16 protein-coding genes are annotated in these 17,455 nt (G+C 61.7%); 10 read left to right on the forward strand and 6 right to left on the reverse strand.

Features of this window, described 5'->3' with window-relative positions; all coding sequences use genetic code 11:
* Nucleotide 1 precedes the first annotated feature (1 nt).
* The 7 genes from IFT59_RS01455 (at nucleotide 2) to minE (ending at nucleotide 7,972) form a co-directional block, all read left to right on the forward strand.
* The gene (locus IFT59_RS01455; RefSeq protein WP_192085828.1) at nucleotides 2-1,378 is read left to right on the forward strand and encodes a dihydroorotase; all 1,377 of its coding nucleotides are present in this window, start codon (nucleotides 2-4) and stop codon (nucleotides 1,376-1,378) included.
* A 4-nt stretch (nucleotides 1,379-1,382) separates the two neighbouring features.
* The gene (locus IFT59_RS01460; RefSeq protein WP_192085829.1) at nucleotides 1,383-2,621 is read left to right on the forward strand and encodes a Zn-dependent hydrolase; all 1,239 of its coding nucleotides are present in this window, start codon (nucleotides 1,383-1,385) and stop codon (nucleotides 2,619-2,621) included.
* Between the two features lie 9 nt (nucleotides 2,622-2,630).
* Nucleotides 2,631-3,719: a DUF917 domain-containing protein gene (locus IFT59_RS01465; protein WP_192085830.1), complete on the forward strand. Its 1,089-nt coding sequence runs from the start codon at nucleotides 2,631-2,633 to the stop codon at nucleotides 3,717-3,719.
* Between the two features lie 576 nt (nucleotides 3,720-4,295).
* Complete coding sequence (locus IFT59_RS01470; protein ID WP_192085831.1) at nucleotides 4,296-5,948, forward strand: urocanate hydratase; 1,653 nt, start codon at nucleotides 4,296-4,298, stop codon at nucleotides 5,946-5,948.
* A gap of 91 nt (nucleotides 5,949-6,039) precedes the next feature.
* Nucleotides 6,040-6,843 (forward strand): septum site-determining protein MinC, encoded by an 804-nt coding sequence (minC, locus tag IFT59_RS01475; protein ID WP_062461613.1) that lies wholly within the window; start codon nucleotides 6,040-6,042, stop codon nucleotides 6,841-6,843.
* A 53-nt stretch (nucleotides 6,844-6,896) separates the two neighbouring features.
* Nucleotides 6,897-7,712 carry a septum site-determining protein MinD gene (gene minD, locus IFT59_RS01480; protein ID WP_062461610.1) on the forward strand — a complete coding sequence of 272 codons (816 nt, stop codon included), beginning with the start codon at nucleotides 6,897-6,899 and terminating at the stop codon, nucleotides 7,710-7,712.
* Complete coding sequence (minE, locus tag IFT59_RS01485) at nucleotides 7,709-7,972, forward strand: cell division topological specificity factor MinE (protein ID WP_062461607.1); 264 nt, start codon at nucleotides 7,709-7,711, stop codon at nucleotides 7,970-7,972. The genes minD and minE overlap by 4 nt, the downstream gene beginning before the upstream one ends.
* A 6-nt stretch (nucleotides 7,973-7,978) precedes the next feature.
* Here minE and IFT59_RS01490 read toward each other — a convergent pair whose 3' ends face one another.
* Both IFT59_RS01490 and IFT59_RS01495 read right to left on the reverse strand, forming a co-directional pair.
* Nucleotides 7,979-8,629, reverse strand: coding sequence for a hypothetical protein (locus IFT59_RS01490; protein ID WP_174197076.1), 651 nt, complete (start codon nucleotides 8,627-8,629; stop codon nucleotides 7,979-7,981).
* A 24-nt stretch (nucleotides 8,630-8,653) separates the two neighbouring features.
* Nucleotides 8,654-8,872: a hypothetical protein gene (locus IFT59_RS01495; protein ID WP_062461605.1), complete on the reverse strand. Its 219-nt coding sequence runs from the start codon at nucleotides 8,870-8,872 to the stop codon at nucleotides 8,654-8,656.
* Between the two features lie 275 nt (nucleotides 8,873-9,147).
* Here IFT59_RS01495 and IFT59_RS01500 point away from each other — a divergent pair, with 275 nt between their 5' ends.
* The 3 genes from IFT59_RS01500 to IFT59_RS01510 all read left to right on the forward strand — a co-directional run bounded on the left by IFT59_RS01500 (nucleotide 9,148) and on the right by IFT59_RS01510 (nucleotide 12,196).
* Nucleotides 9,148-11,193 (forward strand): NAD(+) synthase, encoded by a 2,046-nt coding sequence (locus tag IFT59_RS01500; RefSeq protein WP_192085832.1) that lies wholly within the window; start codon nucleotides 9,148-9,150, stop codon nucleotides 11,191-11,193.
* 110 nt (nucleotides 11,194-11,303) lie between these two features.
* The gene (locus tag IFT59_RS01505) at nucleotides 11,304-11,999 is read left to right on the forward strand and encodes a superoxide dismutase (protein WP_062581865.1); all 696 of its coding nucleotides are present in this window, start codon (nucleotides 11,304-11,306) and stop codon (nucleotides 11,997-11,999) included.
* Between the two features lie 41 nt (nucleotides 12,000-12,040).
* Nucleotides 12,041-12,196 (forward strand): hypothetical protein, encoded by a 156-nt coding sequence (locus IFT59_RS01510; RefSeq protein ID WP_092659468.1) that lies wholly within the window; start codon nucleotides 12,041-12,043, stop codon nucleotides 12,194-12,196.
* A gap of 33 nt (nucleotides 12,197-12,229) precedes the next feature.
* Here IFT59_RS01510 and IFT59_RS01515 read toward each other — a convergent pair whose 3' ends face one another.
* The 4 genes from IFT59_RS01515 to IFT59_RS01530 all read right to left on the reverse strand — a co-directional run bounded on the left by IFT59_RS01515 (nucleotide 12,230) and on the right by IFT59_RS01530 (nucleotide 16,813).
* Nucleotides 12,230-13,255, reverse strand: coding sequence for an acyltransferase family protein (locus IFT59_RS01515; protein ID WP_192085834.1), 1,026 nt, complete (start codon nucleotides 13,253-13,255; stop codon nucleotides 12,230-12,232).
* Between the two features lie 34 nt (nucleotides 13,256-13,289).
* The gene (locus IFT59_RS01520) at nucleotides 13,290-14,603 is read right to left on the reverse strand and encodes an O-antigen ligase family protein (protein ID WP_192085835.1); all 1,314 of its coding nucleotides are present in this window, start codon (nucleotides 14,601-14,603) and stop codon (nucleotides 13,290-13,292) included.
* A 10-nt stretch (nucleotides 14,604-14,613) separates the two neighbouring features.
* Nucleotides 14,614-15,981, reverse strand: coding sequence for a polysaccharide biosynthesis/export family protein (locus IFT59_RS01525; protein ID WP_192085838.1), 1,368 nt, complete (start codon nucleotides 15,979-15,981; stop codon nucleotides 14,614-14,616).
* 151 nt (nucleotides 15,982-16,132) lie between these two features.
* The gene (locus tag IFT59_RS01530) at nucleotides 16,133-16,813 is read right to left on the reverse strand and encodes a sugar transferase (RefSeq protein WP_062461596.1); all 681 of its coding nucleotides are present in this window, start codon (nucleotides 16,811-16,813) and stop codon (nucleotides 16,133-16,135) included.
* Between the last annotated feature and the right edge of the window lie 642 nt (nucleotides 16,814-17,455).

Here is a 17,455-nt window from a genome sequence, read left to right on the forward strand (position 1 = left end):
GATGTCGGATTTCGATCTTGTTCTGAAAGGCACGCTGGTCCTTGCCGACCGCATCGTTCCCGAAGGTTATGTGGCGGTCCGCGACGGGCTGGTTGCGTCAGTCGGTCAGGGCCAGATGCCGTCCGCGCGCGAAAGCCACGATCTCGGCGCGTCGCTGATCCTTCCGGGTGCCGTCGATGCGCAGGTGCATTCGCTCTCCCAGAAGAACCAGGAGGATTTCATCTGGTCGACCCGCTCGGCAGCTGCCGGCGGCGTCACCACCATCGTCGACATGCCCTATGACGAGGGCAATCTGGTCTGCTCGGCGGATGCGGCGCGAAGCAAAGTTACTCATGCGGAAAGCCAAGCGCGGGTCGATTTTGCGCTTTATGGCACCGTCGATCCGCAGGAGGGCGCGCTGCGTATCCGCGAGCAGGTGGAGGCCGGCGTCGCGGCCTTCAAGTTCTCCACGTTCGGGACCGATCCGAAGCGCTTTCCGCGCATCTTCGCGCCGCTGATGGCTGAGTGCTTTGCCGCGATTGCGCCAACCGGCCTGACGGCCGGCGTCCACAACGAGAACGACGAATATGTGCGCTGGGCGATGGACCGGGTGAAGGCCTCCGGCATTACCGATTACCGTGCCCACGAAATGTCGCGTCCGCCACTGACCGAGCTTCTGGCGATGACCGAAATTTACGAGATAGGTGCGGCCACCGGCTGTCCGGCCCATGTGGTGCATTGCTCGCTCGGTCGCGGTTACGAGATCGCCGCCGGTTACCGCGCGCAGGGGCATCGCGCCACGGTCGAATGCCTGATCCATTACCTGACGCTCGACCAGGAGACCGATGCGAGGCGGCTCGGTGGCAAGTCGAAATGCAATCCGCCGATCCGGCCGCGGGCGGAGGTGGAAAAGCTCTGGCGACATCTGGCGGCCGGCAATGTCACGCTTCTCTCCACCGATCACGTCAGCTGGTCGCTCGACCGCAAGACCAATCCGGACATGCTCGCCAACGCCTCCGGCCTGCCGGGTCTCGAAGCGATGGTGCCACTGTTTATCAAGGGCGCGCTGGAGCGCGGCGTGTCGCTCACCTGGGCCGCGAGGCTGATGGCACTCAATCCCGCCCGGCATTTCCGCATCGATCACGTCAAGGGCGCGCTTGAAGTTGGCAAACACGCAGATATCGCGGTGCTGACGGCGGAAGAGCATGTGTTCGACGCGTCGAAGAGCGGCAACAACGTCGTCGGATGGTCGCCCTATGACGGAATGACCTTGCCCTACAAGGTGGCCGGAACCTATCTTCGCGGCGCACTCGCCTATGACGGATCGACGGTGGTGGCCGAGCCCGGCAACGGCCGGTTTGTGCGGCCCCCGGCCAACCTTTCACTTCAGGATTTTTGATCGCATGACATCCAATCTCGCCGTTAACGCCGACCGGATCGCTGCCGATATCAAAGCGCTGGCCGATATCACCGAACCAGACAGGCCCTGGACCCGGCGTGCCTTCACGCCGATGTTTCTCAAAGGTCGCGCTCACGTCGAAAAGATCTTTCGCGAGGCCGGGCTCGAAACCCACATCGATGCTGCCGGCAACATGACCGGGCGCCGCAAGGGAACGGTGGAGGGCAAGGGCACGATCATGCTCGGTTCCCATACGGATACGGTGCCGAACGGCGGCCGGTTCGATGGCATTGCCGGGGTGATTGCTGGTCTGGAAGTGGCGCGCGCGCTTGACGATGCCGGTATCGCGCTCGAACACGATCTGGAAATCGCCGATTTTCTCGCCGAGGAAGTCTCGATCTTCGGCGTGTCCTGCATCGGCAGCCGCGGCATGACGGGCGTTCGCCCGCCCGAATGGCTGGAGCGCAGCACCGACGGCGTCACGCTCGCAGAGGGCATCCGTCAGGTCGGCGGCGATCCGGATGCCGTGTTCACGCGCACCGATATCAAGGCATTCCTCGAACTGCATATCGAGCAGGGCACGGTGCTGGAGCGCGAAAACGTCGACATCGGCATCGTCGGCGCCATTACCGGCATCTCCCGGTTCGAGATCCTGGTGGAAGGCCGCGCCGATCACGCCGGTACCACGCCGATGAATGCCCGCTATGATGCGCTGGGGGCCGCATCGATCATCGTGCTCGGCATCGAGGAAATCGCCCGGGAGCTCGCCTCGGGCAAGAGCTATTTCGCCGGCACCGTCGGCGAGTTCTCGATGGAGCCGAACGCCGCCAACGTCATCCCCTCGCATGTCCGCATGCTGATTGATGCGCGTGCTGTCGATGACGCGGTGATGGACGAATTCGTCGACTCGGTGACAGCACTTTGCGCACAGACCGCCGTCAAGCGCAGCGTGACGATCGCCGACCCGCGGCGCGTCTCGCATGCCGCGCCAACGCCGATGTCTGACATGGTGACCGGCGTGCTTGCCGAAAGTGCGCAGCGGATCGGCGCGACCAGCCGGCCGATGGTGTCGGGCGCCGGTCACGATGCGGCCTTCCTTTCCAAGGTGGCGCCGGCTGCGATGATCTTTATCGCCAGCAAGGATGGTCGCAGTCACGCGGCGGAAGAATGGTCCGACAACGACGATATCGCACTGGGTGCTGCCGTTCTCTACGAGGCGGTCTTGGCACTCGACAAACAATAGGAGCCCGGGATGGGTCGCATACTGACGGAGAAGGATGTCGAGGCGGCGGTGCGCGGCGGCTCGGTCTATGCGGCGGGCGGCGGCGGCTGGTCGGATCACGGGCGCATGCTCGGCTATGCGGCCGTCTCGGTCGGCCGGCCCGAACTCGTCTCCATCGACGAGCTGTCCGACGACGACTGGGTGGCGACGGCTGCCGCGATCGGAGCCCCGGCGTCGACCACGGCCTGGGAAATGCAGGGCATCGACTATGTGAAGGCCGTGCAGCTGCTGCAGGATGCGCTGGGCGAAAAGGTTGCGGCGCTGATGATCGGCCAGAACGGCAAGTCCTCGACGCTTAACGGCTGGCTGCCATCGGCCATCCTCGGCACCAAGGTGCTCGATGCGGTCGGTGACGTGCGCGCCCATCCGACAGGCGATATGGGCTCGATCGGCATGGCGAATTCGCCCGAGCAGATGATCCAGACCGCAGTCGGCGGCAACCGGGCGGAAAACCGCTATATCGAACTCGTCGTGCGCGGCGCCACCGCCAAGGTCTCGCCGATCCTGCGCACCGCCTCGGACATGTCCGGCGGCTTCATCGCCTCGTGCCGCAATCCGCTGCGGGTGTCCTATGTGCGCAACAATGCAGCGCTCGGCGGCATCAGCCTTGCGCTGGCATTAGGCGAAGCGATCATTGAGGCCGATGACAAGGGTGGATCCGCCGTCATCGACGCGATCGTCAGGACCACCGGCGGGACGATCCTTGTAGAGGCCGAGGTGACGGCCAAATCGGTGGTCTATACGAAGGAAGCCTTTGACGTCGGCACGATCATGCTTGGGTCAGGCGACGGGGCGATTACGCTGCATGTCATGAACGAATACATGGCGGTGGACGATGCCGGCGGCAACCGCCTCGCCACCTTCCCGGACATCATCGCGACGCTGTCTCCGCAGGGCGAACCCTTAAGCGTCGGGCAGTTGGAGATCGGCATGCCGGTGTTTCTCCTGCATGTGCCGAAGACGCTCATTCCGCTGTCCTCCAGCGTCAAGGATCCGTCGGTCTATCCGATCTGCGAGACGGCGCTGGGGATCAGCATCGCGGATTATGCGCTGGGGTAGGGCGGAACAAGACCCCGCCCCAAACCCCCCCTCCCCACAAGGGGGAGGGGCTTAACCTGCCGCACCGTCACAGCCTTTTGGGGACACGACAGTGCCGCAGATTTTCTCCCCCCTTGTGGGGGAGATGGCCGGCAGGCCAGAGGGGGTTTGATTGCCCTCACCTAACTCTCTCTCCCCGCGAGCAGGGAGAGGCGACGCGCCTCGATTGGGGCAGGGAGAGTGCCGCTGGTTTTCTCCCCCCTTGTGGGGGAGATGGCCGGCAGGCCAGAGGGGGTTTGGCTGCCCCTCATCCTGCGAGCAGGGTGAGGCGACGTGCCTCGATTGGGGCAGGGAGCGTGCGGCTGGTTTTCTCCCCCCTTGTGGGGGAGATGGCCGGCAGGCCAGAGGGGGCCTGGCTGCCCTCACCCTAATCCTAACCCCGCTTGCGGGGAGAGGCGACGTGCCTCGATAGGGGCAGGGAGAGTGCCGCAGATTTTCTCCCCCCTTGTGGGGGAGATGGCCGGCAGGCCGGAGGGGGCTTTCTTGGCCCGGCACTACATTGGGTGAGGCAATCCTCACGAGACAGGAGATCACGCCATGCCAAAGCCCAATCCGCGCCATCCGAAATTCCCGATCCCCGGCGGCCCCGAGCTGCGCGCCAAGGGCTGGCGGCAGGAGGCGTTGCTGCGGTTGCTGGAAAACGTGCTGTCGGTGGGTGAGGATCCGGACAATCTGATCGTCTATGCGGCGCTGGGCAAGGCGGCGCGCAACTGGGCGGCGCATGAGGCGATCGTGCGCACATTGAAGACGATGGATGAGGATCAGACGCTGATCATCCAGTCCGGCAAGCCGGTCGGGCTGTTGAAGACCCATGACAGGGCGCCGCTGGTGATCATGGCCAATTGCAACATCGTCGGTCAGTGGGCGAAGGCCGAGTATTTCTACGCGTTGCAGGAAAAGGGCCTGATCTGCTGGGGCGGGCTGACGGCCGGGGCGTGGCAGTATATCGGCAGCCAGGGCGTCATCCAGGGCACCTATGAAATCTTCATGCGGATCGCCGAGAAGCGCTTCGGCGGCTCGCTTGCCGGGCGCTTCATCCTTACCGCCGGCCTCGGCGGCATGGGCGGCGCGCAACCGCTTGCCGGTCGCATGGCGGGCGCTGCGATCCTGGTGATCGATATCGATCCGGAGCGGGTCGCCAAGCGCCGCGAGATCGGGTTTCTCGACGAGGTTGCGCCGGATCTCGATACGGCGATTGCGATGATCGATGCGGCGGTCAGCGAAAAACGCGCCGTCTCGATCGGTCTGGTCGGCAATGCCGCCGACATCTACCCGCAGATCGTCAAGCGCGGCATCGTGCCCGATATCGTCTCCGACCAGACTTCGGCGCATGATCTCGTCTATGGCTACGTCCCGAAAGGGATGAGCCTTGAGGAAGTGCGGCGTCTTCGCAAGGAAGGCCAGGGCCAGTTGATGGCCGCGAGCCGCGCCTCGATTGCCGATCATGTCCGCGCCATGCTGGCCCTGCAGGAACGGGGTGCGGAAGTGTTCGACAACGGCAACCTCATCCGCACCCAGGCGCGGGAAGGTGGCGTTGCCAACGCGTTCGATATTCCGATTTTCACCGAAGCCTATCTGCGGCCGCTGTTTAGCAAGGCGATCGGGCCCTTTCGCTGGATGGCGCTATCGGGCGAAGATAGCGATATCGCCCGCATCGACGATCTCGTGCTCGAGCTTTTCCCGGATAATTTCATCGTCACCAACTGGATACGGCTGGCGCGCGAAAACGTGCCCTTCGAGGGCCTGCCGGCGCGCATCGCCTGGCTCGGGCATGGCGAGCGCACGAAGCTCGCGTTGGCCGTGAACGCGCTGGTCGCAAGCGGCGAACTTGCCGGGCCGATCGCGTTTTCGCGCGATCATCTCGATGCCGGCGCGATGGCGCATCCCAATATCATGACCGAGAACATGAAGGACGGATCGGACGCGATCGCCGACTGGCCGCTGATCAACGCGATGACCATGTGCGCGTCGATGGCCGATCTCGTCGTCATCCACTCGGGCGGCGGCGGTTACGCCGGTTACATGACGTCAGCCGGTGTCACGATCATTGCCGATGGGACGGAAAAGGCAGCCGAACGGCTTGAACATTCGATCACCAACGACACCTCGCTCGGCATTATCCGCTACGCGGATGCCGGCTACGACGAGGCGATCGAGGCTGCCGAAACGGCCGGACTGAAATTGCCTTAGAACGGGTCTTCGTTAAAGCTTTGGAGGGGTGCGTTAACCTTTTGTTAACCACCCCGGCGCTACATCTAACGTCAACGATTTGTTTACGTAGATGACCAAAGTGCTAACAGACGCTCGCTCAATCCGTATCAAGGGCCGCTCGTTTTTGGCGGTCGTCTTGTCCCCCGATCTGCCGCTCGACAACTGGCTCGCGCGCCTTGACGATCTGGCAGCCCGCTCGGCCGGCTTCTTTCTCGACCGGCCGGTCGTGCTCGATATTTCCGAGGTCTCGATCGACAAGATCGAGCTGAAGGACCTGCTCGAACAGCTGGCCGAACGCAATGTCCGGATCATGGGTATCGAAGGCGCTCGCCCGTCGATGCTTGGCCCCGGCATGCCGCCGGCGATGCGGGGCGGCAAGGCTGCATCCGATTTCGAAGTCCCGGAAAAGTCCGAGGATAAGTCGGCTCAAGAAAGCTCCGGACAAGTTGGCGTTGCTACCAAGCAAGGTGCCAAGCAGCCGGAAACGGATACCGACAGTCAGCTCCGCAACGAGCCGATCAAGGTTGCCGAGGTCCGGCCGGTCATCCAGTCGCTGGTGATCAACGAGCCGGTTCGCTCCGGTCAGTCGGTCATCTTCGCGGAAGGTGACGTGACCGTTATCGGTTCGGTTGCCTCCGGTGCCGAAGTGATTGCCGGCGGTTCGGTGCATGTCTACGGCGCAATACGCGGCCGAGTCATGGCTGGATCATTGGGGAATGCAACGGCTCGGATCTTTTGCCGCAAGCTCGAGGCCGAACTGGTCGCGATCGACGGCATCTACAAGATGGCCGAGGACATGGACGCAAGCCTTCGCGGGCAGCCGGTCCAGCTCTGGCTCGACGGCGACATCATCATGGCAGAAACGCTCAGTTAAGAAATGAAAAAAAGCAAATGATAACGGGCCGGCAGGACACAGGAGAGATTGGTATGGGGAAAGTCATAGTTGTGACTTCGGGCAAGGGAGGGGTCGGCAAGACGACCTCGACCGCGGCCCTCGGCGCGGCGCTCGCCAGCCGCGGCGAAAAGGTCGTCGTCGTCGATTTCGATGTCGGGTTGCGTAACCTCGATCTCGTCATGGGGGCCGAGCGCCGGGTCGTCTACGACCTCGTCAACGTCATCCAGGGCGATGCGAAGCTTCCGCAGGCCCTGATCCGCGACAAGCGCCTCGACAACCTGTTCCTGCTGCCCGCCTCGCAGACACGCGACAAGGATGCCCTGACATCCGAAGGCGTCGAGCGCGTGATGGCCGATCTGAAGCGCTACTTCGACTGGATCATCTGCGACAGCCCTGCCGGCATCGAGCGCGGTGCGACACTTGCCATGCGCCATGCGGATATGGCCGTCGTGGTCACCAATCCGGAAGTCTCCTCGGTGCGCGACAGCGATCGCATCATCGGTCTTCTCGATTCCAAGACGCTCAAGGCCGAAAACGGCGAGCGGATGGAAAAGTATCTTTTGCTGACCCGCTACGACGTCAACCGTGCCGAGCGTGGCGACATGCTGAAGGTGGACGACGTTCTGGAAATCCTGTCGATCCCGCTGATCGGCATCATTCCGGAAAGCATGGATGTGCTGCGCGCCTCCAACATCGGTGCACCGGTGACGCTGGCCGACGCCAAGAGCGCTCCGGCCCAAGCTTATTTCGATGCCGCGCGGCGTCTCGCCGGCGAGGTCCTGCCAATGACCATCCCGGGCGAAAAGCGCGGTCTCTTCGGCAAGATCTTCGGAAGGAAGGCCGCATGAACATGTTCCGCCTTTTCAACAGGCCGAAATCAGCGCCCGCGGCCCGCGAGCGTCTCCAGGTACTGCTTGCTCATGAACGCATGGTTGTCGGCACCGATCTGGTCGCCGTGCTGCGCGAGGAAATTCTGGCCGTCATCGCCAAACACGTCCAGCTGGACGCCGACCGCGTAACGGTAAAGATGGATCGCGACGAGCACTGCACTATCCTGGAGATCGACGTCGAGATCCCGCTCAATGCGAGCGCCCAGGCCGCAGCCTGAACGTCTCTATCGAGTTAGCCTCCCAAGGCTGGTTTGAAAGGCGGGTATGTCCGGCGGGACATGCCCGCCTTTTGCGTCGTCCCAGCGGACTTCCAGATGGCCGCCGAGCGCCCGGACACCCTTGTCGATGGCTTTGAAATCCGGGTAGCGGCTCTTGTATCCGCGGGTCTGGAAATACTGGCCGGTGCCGGCCTCTTCATCCATATCGCGCATGATCCACCGGATCGCGTAGCAGCGGCTTCGCAGCTGATCCAGCGCCGGAATGCCTGTCAGCTTGTAGGGCTTCCGGCTGCGGCGAAAACCGTAATAGCGGGCCGCCGCCTGGATCCGGTCCCAGCTGACGCCCGGAAACGCGTCGCAGATCTCTTTCCGGTCTGCGGCGGGATAGAGCCTGCGCAATTTCTGCCGGGCCGACCATCCCCAGGCCTGCCGGCGTGGTGCAAGACCCAGTCTCTGGCAGCGTGTCTGTATGGCCTTTTTCGACCGGGCATGCAGAACCTGGCTTATGGCAAAGTAATCGGGATGAAAGATCCGGCAGATCAGGTCTTCCTCATCCGTCCAGAGCTTGTGTCCGCTGACGGTGAAGCCCGAACGCAGTATCTTCAGTCGTGTCCGCTCGGTGAGAGCTAAGTCTTTCGCAAGCTGCGCCAGGTCCATCGCAGGGTCCTCTGACGCTGGCGGCTATGGCTTCTTGACGTTCAGCGCCCGGAATGAGTTGAACGTTCCTCCCTTGTCGGTGAACAGGTCCACAAGCGGCTTCGGCAGACCGTTCAGCTCCCGCAGCTTGAGCGCGAGGAAGGCAAATTCCAGCTTGAGGCGATCGATTTCCTGCGCCCGGGCATCGAGAATGCGTGCCTCGATCTCAGCTTTCTGGCGAAGAAGATCATCCAGTACGGACATGACAACGCTCCAAAATATGACGTTTGAATTTGGCTTTCTTGAAAAATTGCATGCGGGAAAAACCGTGTGCGGTCACACGTTCGGACAAGCTGTCACGGAAATTCGATTTTGCCAATCGCCGTCGCCATTTCCAACGTCACCCGATTCTGATGTCGCTACGCTGGCGCGTGTTTACAGAGGTGCTATACAGGCCAATGATTTAGGTAGGCGTCTTGGGCAGTCGCAAATGCGAGACGTCACGATCGCAGCCAATGACCATGCCTTCGGAGTGCCAGATGAATTTCCATTCGCCCTATAGCCACGGCTTCATTCGCGGCGCCGCCTGCACGCCCGTCTGCGAACTCGGCGACCCGGACTTCAACGCGCGTGCGACGCTGGATCTGGCCCGTGAAGGTCACGCGCGCAGCGTTGCGCTGATGGTGTTTCCGGAACTTGGCATTTCCGGCTATTCGATCGACGACCTGCTCGGCCAGGACGTTCTTCTCGATGCGGTCGAAAGCGCGCTTGCAACGATCGTCGAGGAAAGCAAGGCGCTGCTTCCCGTGCTTCTTGTCGGCGCACCGCTGCGTCACGAAGGGCGTCTGTTCAACTGCGCCGTCGTCATCCATGCAGGCCGCATTCTCGGTGTGGTGCCGAAGACCCATATCCCGAATTACCGCGAATTCTACGAGAAGCGCTGGTTCGCATCCGGCCGCAGCGTGCGCGACATGATGATTTCGGTTGCCGGACAATCGGTGCCCTTCGGCATCGATCTGCAGTTTGCCGCTGAAAATATCCGCGATTTCATCTTCCACGTGGAGATCTGCGAAGACGTCTGGCTGCCGGCGCCGCCGAGCGATTTCGGCGCGATGGCCGGTGCTCTGATCCTCACCAACCTGTCGGCCAGCAACATCACCGTCGGCAAGGCGGAGATGCGCAAGCTGCTTTGCGCCACCCAGTCGGCGCGCAACTTTGCGGCCTATCTCTATTCGGCGGCCGGCCCCGGCGAATCCACCACCGATCTGGCCTGGGACGGCCAGGCCTGCATCTACGAACTGGGCGATCTGTTGGGCGAGACCAAGCGGTTTCCGGCCGGCCCGCAGATGTGCGTCGCCGATATCGATGTCGAGCGGCTGCGTCTCGAGAGAATGCGCACCGGCACGTTCAACGATGCCGCAACGCTGCATCTGACGGCAGGCAAGACGTTCCGGCGCGTCCTGTTCGACTTCGAGCGGCCGCAAGAAACGCTTGATCTGGAGCGGGCCATCCAGCGCTATCCGTTCGTGCCATCAGATCCGAGACGGCTCGATCAGGATTGCTACGAGACCTTCAACATCCAGGTCCAGGGCCTGATGAAGCGGTTGAAATCGACCGGCATAAAGCGGCTCTGCATCGGCATCTCAGGCGGCCTCGATTCGACCCATGCGCTGCTGGTCGCAGCCAAGGCCTATGACCAGCTCGGCTGGCCGCGCACCGATATTCTCGGCTTTACCATGCCGGGTTTTGCCACCGGCGACGACACGAAGTCGAATGCCTGGGCGCTGATGCGCGGCATGGGCATTACGGCCGAAGAGGTCGACATCAAGCCTCTCTCGACCCAGCTCCTGCACGATCTCAAACATCCGTTCAGCGGCGGCGAGCCGGTCTATGACGTGACGTTTGAAAATGTGCAGGCGGGTCTGCGAACCGATTTCCTGTTCCGCGCCGCCAACCAGCGCAACGCGCTTGTGCTCGGTACCGGCGACCTGTCGGAGATCGCGCTCGGCTGGTCGACCTACGGCGTCGGTGACCAGATGAGCCATTACAACGTCAACGCTTCGGTGCCGAAGACGCTCATCCAGCACCTCATCCGCTGGGTCATCGAGGCCGAGAGCTTCGATGACGAAACCAATGCAACGCTGCAGCGCATCCTCAACACGCTGATCTCGCCGGAACTGGTGCCGGCGGGCGCCGATGGCGCCATGCAGAGCACGGAAGACAAGATCGGCCCCTACGATCTGCATGATTTCACGCTCTACTATCTCACCCGTTTCGGCCTGAAGCCGTCGAAGATCGCCTATATGGCGCTGCAGGCCTGGAAGGATGCCGGCGCTGGCGCCTGGCCGTCGCATTTCCCGGAGGAGAAGAAGCGGCAGTTCGATCTGCCCGTCATCAAGCGCTGGATGGAGACGTTCCTGTTCCGGTTCTTCACAATCAGCCAGTTCAAGCGCTCCGCATCGCCGAACGGGCCGAAGGTGACATCCGGCGGATCGCTGTCGCCGCGCGGCGACTGGCGGGCGCCGTCGGATGGCAACGGCCGGATCTGGATCAAAGAGCTCAAGGACAACGTGCCGGACGCATGACGTCCGTGCTCCGCAACACGCAATTGTCAGGCGGAATCGGCGAAATCGGGAAACCGATGGGCGCCTAAGGGGTTGTTCCTTCCAGAGACAACAGGGAAGGAGCTCAATTCATGGAACTCAACCGTCGAACCGTTCTCACCGCAACCGCTTTCACAGCGGCCGCTGCGGTGTTTCCAATTCCCAATATTGCACGGGCCGCCGCGCCGTTTGCACAGCCGAAGCTGCCATTCGGCGAGGGCGATCTGGCACCCGTCATTTCCGCAAAGACCGTGGGCCTGCATTACGGCAAGCATCACAAGGCCTATTTCGACAAGCTGAACACGCTGTCGACCGGCACCAAGTATGCCGACATGGATCTTGAGGCGATCGTTGTGGAATCAGCCAAGTCCGATGCCGATGCGGACAAGAAGATCTTCAACAATGCCGCCCAGGCCTGGAACCATGTGGCCTACTGGGATCAGTTCGTACCCGGTGGCCCGAACCGGCCGCAGGGCGAGGTTGCGACGACGATCAACGAGACGTTCGGCGACTATGATGGCTTCATCAAGCGCGCCGTCGATATCTCGGATACGGTCTTCGGCACAGGCTGGGTGTGGCTCACTCGTGATGACGCTGGCAAGCTGGCACTGATCGGCTATGAGGACGGCAAGAACCCGATTGCTGTCGGACGTCCCGCCTATCTCGGCATCGATATATGGGAACATGCCTATTACGTCGATTACGAGAACCGAAAGCCGGAGCATATCCGCGCCGTCCTCGACAAGCTCGTGAACTGGCGTTCGGTCGAGGAACGCATGGCCGCCTGAGGCTGCGATGTTCCCTTTAGTCAACAGAGAGAGGAGTGCCCATGGCCCAGGATCCATTTGAACCCGTACCCGGCCCAATCCCGCCAACACCCGCTCCGCCGGTCCCTCCGATCGGTGAGCCGGAGCCCGACAGGTTGCCGGATGAAGATCCGGTGCCGAACCCGGATGAAAACGACGATCCGCCGCAATACGCCTGAGTTAGCGGCTCACCACGAAGAACGGACGGCCGGTCAAGGGACCGGCTGTCTTTCTGTCTGCTTCGCCGGAAGGCGCCACAGGCCCGTCCGCTTTCCCCTCACCAGTGCCTGCATCGGCCGCTCCAGCGCCTCATAGGCGAGGACGCCGACCAGCGTGCCGGCGACCACGGCGATCGTGGTTGCCGCGACAGGCGGCAGGGATGCAGACGACAGGATCTTGACGGCGACCGAGACCGCAAACGTATGCCAGATGTAGATTGAGTATGACGCATCGCCGAGATAGGCGAGGGCAGGGATCTTTGGGACCGAGCGGCTCTTTTCAAGGCTGAGCGCGCCGGTCACCAGCATGATCGCAAGCGGTCCACAGGACCACGCATCGAATTCAAGCTTGAAAATCTGGATCGCCGCGAACCCGGCGATCGAAAGGCAGATCAGCGCCAGCCCGATCGGGGCCGGCGGGACCGCGCCGCGCTGCCAGAGTTTCGCAAGCGCTGCACCTGCCACGAATTCCAGAATGACCGGGGCCGTGTAGAAGCCAACCGACGGATTTTCGGGCGGCATGACGAGGCCGATTGCGACAAGCGTTCCGAACACCAGCGCCAGCAACGGAAGCCGGGCCGATGGGCGCGCAAACAGGGTGAGCGCAAACACGGCGTAGAAGAAGATCTCGTAGTTCAGCGTCCAGCCCTGCACGAGGACAGGCCACAGTGCGCCGGTGCTGGGCGAGGCAACGGGCAGGAACAGCAGCGAGCCCAGCACATGCGGCAGGCTCAGCACGAGGTTTGGAAACGCACCGGCGAGGGCGCCGGCGATCATCAGAAGTGTCGCCGCCCAGTAGATCGGCACGATGCGCAGCAGCCGGTTTTTGAAGAACTTGCCGGGACTTGCCGAGCGGGCGTCGCTGATCGCCATCATGATAAAGCCGCTGACGACGAAGAACACGTCGACACCCGCCGCACCGATGGTGAAGTGCAGGCCGCTTTTCTCGCCGGCATGAAACAGCACCACGGCCAGCGCCGCAAAGGCTCTTAGATACTGGATCGAATAGAGAGTAGGCATTGTCTTCACGTCCTTCGACGCCCGTTTGGGCGTGTCAGCCTGCCGGAATGCCCGGTTCGCCATTTTGCCCGCGCTCAGGCCCCGTGGGTGAATTCGGCATGAAACCGTATTGAGGGCGGTCCGCCTTTGCCTTGACCGGTCTTACCGCCAGCGTCAGGCGACCGGCCATGAAGTAGAACAGGAAAGACCCGACCTGGTATGGGTTGAGGATGTCGATCTCCACGAAGGACCGAATCACAAGCAGGGTCGACAGCCCGACAAACAGCAGCGATTCCGGCGTGCGCGAGATGGTCAGCAGCCGTTTCAGATGGCCGGTGAGGCAGGCGATCAGGATGAAGACAAGCAGGCCCGTGCCGATGATTCCAGTCTCCACCATGCTTTCGATATAGGTGTTGTGGAAATGGAATCCGCTGCGGCCGGTAATGAAGAATTCCTGCCAGAGGCGTTCGGCCTCGGAGGCGCCTGGAACCCAGTATCCCTGGTAGCCCATGCCGATGATGGGAGACTGTGCAGCGGCGGCAATGCCCTGCTGCCATAGATAGGTGCGGCCCGTCAGGGTCGAGTCCTTGCCGAACACGCCGAGGATCGCATCCATCGCGCCGAACTGCAGCGCACCGACGATGCCGGCAAGCCCGAACACGAGCGCAATCGCAAAGAAGCCGCGTCGGTGCTTCGGCGAAAAGAACATGAACCCCTGCAGGCCGATGCAGAGCGCCACGACACCGGCCGTGGTGATGACAGAGGTCGCAGACTGCGAGGCGAGGAGGCAATAGGCCGACAGAAGCGCGCTGCCGCCGGCACCGATCATCCAGATGCCGCGCATGCGAAACAGCATCACCGCCGCATAGGAGAAGATCACGCCGAGGGACGCGAAGAAACCCAGCTGGTTCTTGGAGGAAAATGCGCCGACGAAGCTGAACGTATTGTCCATCGCGTCCATCAGATAGGTGCCGAACAGGATCGAATAGACGAGCACGATCCCGGTTCCGATCAGGCCGCCGCGCAGCAGCGTCTTGGTGCTGAGCATCCGCATGGCAATCAATGCGCAGACGATATGCGTCAGATACTGGATGGCGGTGCGCAGCGACACGCCAAAGGCTGGCGACCAGAAAGCGGAGATGAAGCAGAAGATGCCGAACGAGAAGATCCAGAGAAACCGGGAATAGCGGCCCAGCACCCGTCGGTAGTCGGTTACGACCGGAAGGAACCATACGCCGTAATAGGCAAGGATCGAGATCTGCCCGAACCTGCTCGAATAGGCGAAGACGAAAAAGGACAGCGCGACGGCGGCAATCCCGTAGATCTCATTCTTCTCCGGGTCGATCAGGGACGACTTGACAATCTTCATCCGGTTACCCCTATTGCATCAGCAGTTCGGAGGTCACCTTCACCACGTCGCCCGGCATCAGACGGGCATTCTCGTCGACGGCCAGTTCCTTGGGGCCGTCGCCTTCGTCGCGCACGACAGTGTATTTGATCGTCGCGGCTGTCTTGCTCGGGTCGAAGCGCAGCGCCTCGGCAGACTGTGCAACTGCCTCCGAGATCAGTTGGCGGCTGGTGGTCAGCTGCAGGCCGAGCTTTTCAAGTTCCGCTTCGGTATCCTGAAGCTCCTTTGCCCGGTCTGCTTCCCAGTCGTTGCGCAGGTTGATCTCGTCCTGGTTCGCCTGGCTGATATCCTGCTTTGCCTTCAAGGTCGACGTGTCGATGTCGAGCAGGGTCGACTGGATGCTGGCCGTGCGCTCCTCGATGGTCAGAAGGCGGCTGCTGGTTGCCAGACCCTGTTCGGTGAGCCGGGACATCTTGTCCCGGTTTTCCGACACGAGATCGAGCTGGCGCTGTTGCGTCTCTGTCTTTTGCGCGAGCGACTTCACTTCGCTTTCGAGAAGGCTGCGCAGCTCGTTGAGGGCCTGCAGCTGCAGCTCATAGCGGTCGCGGCGCGATTTCATCAGCGATGTCTCGCTGGCAATCAGCTGCGCGGCATTGGGCACGTCTTTCAGTTCCGCCGGGATTGGCAGATCGCGCGATCCGGAAACCTCGGCCACAAGCCGTGCCCGGCGGGCAATCAGGCGGCCGCGCTGGTTGTCGTAGACGGCAACGTCGCCCTGCGCGTTGATGAAATCCTTGGCGAAGCGCTGACCAGCATCTGAACGGCGCAAGCCGCCGGCAAGGCTTACCGCCTTCAGCACGGTCAGGTTCGGGGAATAGGGAAACTCTCCCGGTGTCGTGACGTCGCCGGCGAGATAGACCGGCCGGTACTGGCTGATTTCAACCGAGGCAGAGGGCAGGTTTCGAAGTGCGAACTTGTCGCGCAGCTGCTGGCCGATCAGACCGGCAACTTCGGCGGTCGTCTTTCCGGCTGCGTCGAGATCGCCGATAAACGGAAGCGACAGCGCCCCGGACGGGCCGACCGTGTATTCGCCGCCGACCACGTCCCAGTCGCGCACCGTGCCATCGGCCGGCTGCCATTCGGCCACGCGGATGCGCAGCTTGTCCATGACGCCGAGCTTATAGCCGCCGCTGGCGGGACCGCTTGCGGCAGCCGCTGCAGGGGTCTTGGGTGCCGCAGCCTTGCCAGGTGTTGCGGTTTCGGCCTCAGTGGAGGTCTGTTGTGTGGTCTTCGGGGCTTTGTCCTGCGCCAGGACTGGCGCGACTGAACTCAGCAGCAGGGCGCCGGCTGCAAAAAGGAGCGCCGGCGAACCGCTTTTCGAATGATCGTTCTTCAACATCTACGGGTCCTTCAATCGCATTCAAACGCAAATCCGTGGGAGGTCGGCTTGCGCTTGTTTCGACTGTTGAGTTCGTCTGGTGACTTGTTCTTGGTTTTTCTTGCGGCCGGTGACCGACCAGGATTTCTCAGGCTATCAAAAGAAACTCAGATCAATAGCTGCCGCGGGCAAAGCAGACCGCAGGGATGGTCTTTGCAATGATGGCGATGTCGCGAACCAGCGACCAGTTCTGGACGTATTGCGTGTCGAAAGCGATGCGGGTCTCGTATGACACATCGTTGCGACCGCTGATCTGCCACAGGCCTGTGAGGCCGGGACGGGTGCGAAGGTAGTAGACGGCAAAGGCGTCATAGACTTTCAGTTCCTCGTCCACGACCGGACGCGGTCCCACCACGCTCATTTCGCCACGCACGATGTTGAGCAACTGCGGCAGCTCGTCGAGAGAGAGCTTGCGCAGGACTTTGCCAACGGAAGTCACGCGTGGGTCGTCTTTCAGCTTGCGCGTCAGACGCCATTCTTCCGCGGCATGCGGATTGTCACGCAGATAGTTGCGCAGCAATTCGTCGCCGTCGGTCGCCATGGTCCGGAACTTGAGGCATTTGAAAATGCGTCCGTTATGGCCAATGCGGCTATGGCCGTAAAAGGCCGGGCCCTTATCGGTGAGTTTCACCAGGGCCATGATCATCAGAAATAGCGGGCTGAACAGGATCAGCGCGCATGCAGCTGCGGTCATATCGAAGCTGCGTTTAGCGAGGCCACCGATCGGGAGGGTACCGAAGGCCTGGTCGGAGTCTACAAACGGCGAACTAGCCGAACGTGTCGCTGACTTCATAGAGGGTAACTCCATTTAGGTTTTGCGATAGTCGGTGATGCCTTTCGGCGGGTCTTTTCGTCGACAATTTGATAATAAGTCTGTGTTCGGAATTTGATGCCAGCCAATTTTTTCCGGGAGCGCTGTCCCGATGCGGGTCGATGCGCGCCGAAATCCGATCAGCACTCCGATTTTTTTACAATCGATTGAATAGCGACCCCAGGTCTACTGTTCTTTTCTGGCAACTATACCCGTACTTAGAATAATACCCGTGCCATTAGCGTATTGGGGGGCTTCTGCGCAGGGCCAGTCCAGAGCTAAACCTGTGATTGCTTCTTTGAGCAGGGCCAGGAAGTAGCTTGCGTATAAGACCAAAGGCCTACGCATTTCGCACCGCAATACAATGATGCAGCGCAATATGGCTTCGTCGGGCCTCGTCACCTTTGTAACAAAAGTTGAACGCCGGTGACCCCGAGTCTGCGACATCCAGCAGCGGAATGTTCCAGACGGCGAGCTTCACGTCCAAATTGTGGCGGAAATGCGATTGGGCGCTGTGGTACCAAGGTAAGAATCCATTCACGCTAATCGCAAGGAACTGCCAAGGCGGGGCAGGGAACCGGCAAACCTTACGAAAGTTTCATTAATACTCGGCATAGCAGATGC

The organism is Rhizobium sp. CFBP 8752 (assembly GCF_014842035.1).
In the GTDB taxonomy this organism is placed as follows: domain Bacteria; phylum Pseudomonadota; class Alphaproteobacteria; order Rhizobiales; family Rhizobiaceae; genus Neorhizobium; species Neorhizobium soli.

What these genes read in the sequence shown, in the direction of transcription:
- IFT59_RS01455 (WP_192085828.1), top strand. Translation starts at nt 2, where the DNA reads ATGTCGGATTTCGATCTTGTTCTGAAAGGCACGCTGGTCCTTGCCGAC.
- IFT59_RS01460 (WP_192085829.1), top strand. Translation starts at nt 1,383, where the DNA reads ATGACATCCAATCTCGCCGTTAACGCCGACCGGATCGCTGCCGATATC.
- IFT59_RS01465 (WP_192085830.1), top strand. Translation starts at nt 2,631, where the DNA reads ATGGGTCGCATACTGACGGAGAAGGATGTCGAGGCGGCGGTGCGCGGC.
- IFT59_RS01470 (WP_192085831.1), top strand. Translation starts at nt 4,296, where the DNA reads ATGCCAAAGCCCAATCCGCGCCATCCGAAATTCCCGATCCCCGGCGGC.
- minC (WP_062461613.1), top strand. Translation starts at nt 6,040, where the DNA reads ATGACCAAAGTGCTAACAGACGCTCGCTCAATCCGTATCAAGGGCCGC.
- minD (WP_062461610.1), top strand. Translation starts at nt 6,897, where the DNA reads ATGGGGAAAGTCATAGTTGTGACTTCGGGCAAGGGAGGGGTCGGCAAG.
- minE (WP_062461607.1), top strand. Translation starts at nt 7,709, where the DNA reads ATGAACATGTTCCGCCTTTTCAACAGGCCGAAATCAGCGCCCGCGGCC.
- IFT59_RS01490 (WP_174197076.1), bottom strand. Translation starts at nt 8,629, where the DNA reads ATGGACCTGGCGCAGCTTGCGAAAGACTTAGCTCTCACCGAGCGGACA.
- IFT59_RS01495 (WP_062461605.1), bottom strand. Translation starts at nt 8,872, where the DNA reads ATGTCCGTACTGGATGATCTTCTTCGCCAGAAAGCTGAGATCGAGGCA.
- IFT59_RS01500 (WP_192085832.1), top strand. Translation starts at nt 9,148, where the DNA reads ATGAATTTCCATTCGCCCTATAGCCACGGCTTCATTCGCGGCGCCGCC.
- IFT59_RS01505 (WP_062581865.1), top strand. Translation starts at nt 11,304, where the DNA reads ATGGAACTCAACCGTCGAACCGTTCTCACCGCAACCGCTTTCACAGCG.
- IFT59_RS01510 (WP_092659468.1), top strand. Translation starts at nt 12,041, where the DNA reads ATGGCCCAGGATCCATTTGAACCCGTACCCGGCCCAATCCCGCCAACA.
- IFT59_RS01515 (WP_192085834.1), bottom strand. Translation starts at nt 13,255, where the DNA reads ATGCCTACTCTCTATTCGATCCAGTATCTAAGAGCCTTTGCGGCGCTG.
- IFT59_RS01520 (WP_192085835.1), bottom strand. Translation starts at nt 14,603, where the DNA reads ATGAAGATTGTCAAGTCGTCCCTGATCGACCCGGAGAAGAATGAGATC.
- IFT59_RS01525 (WP_192085838.1), bottom strand. Translation starts at nt 15,981, where the DNA reads ATGTTGAAGAACGATCATTCGAAAAGCGGTTCGCCGGCGCTCCTTTTT.
- IFT59_RS01530 (WP_062461596.1), bottom strand. Translation starts at nt 16,813, where the DNA reads ATGAAGTCAGCGACACGTTCGGCTAGTTCGCCGTTTGTAGACTCCGAC.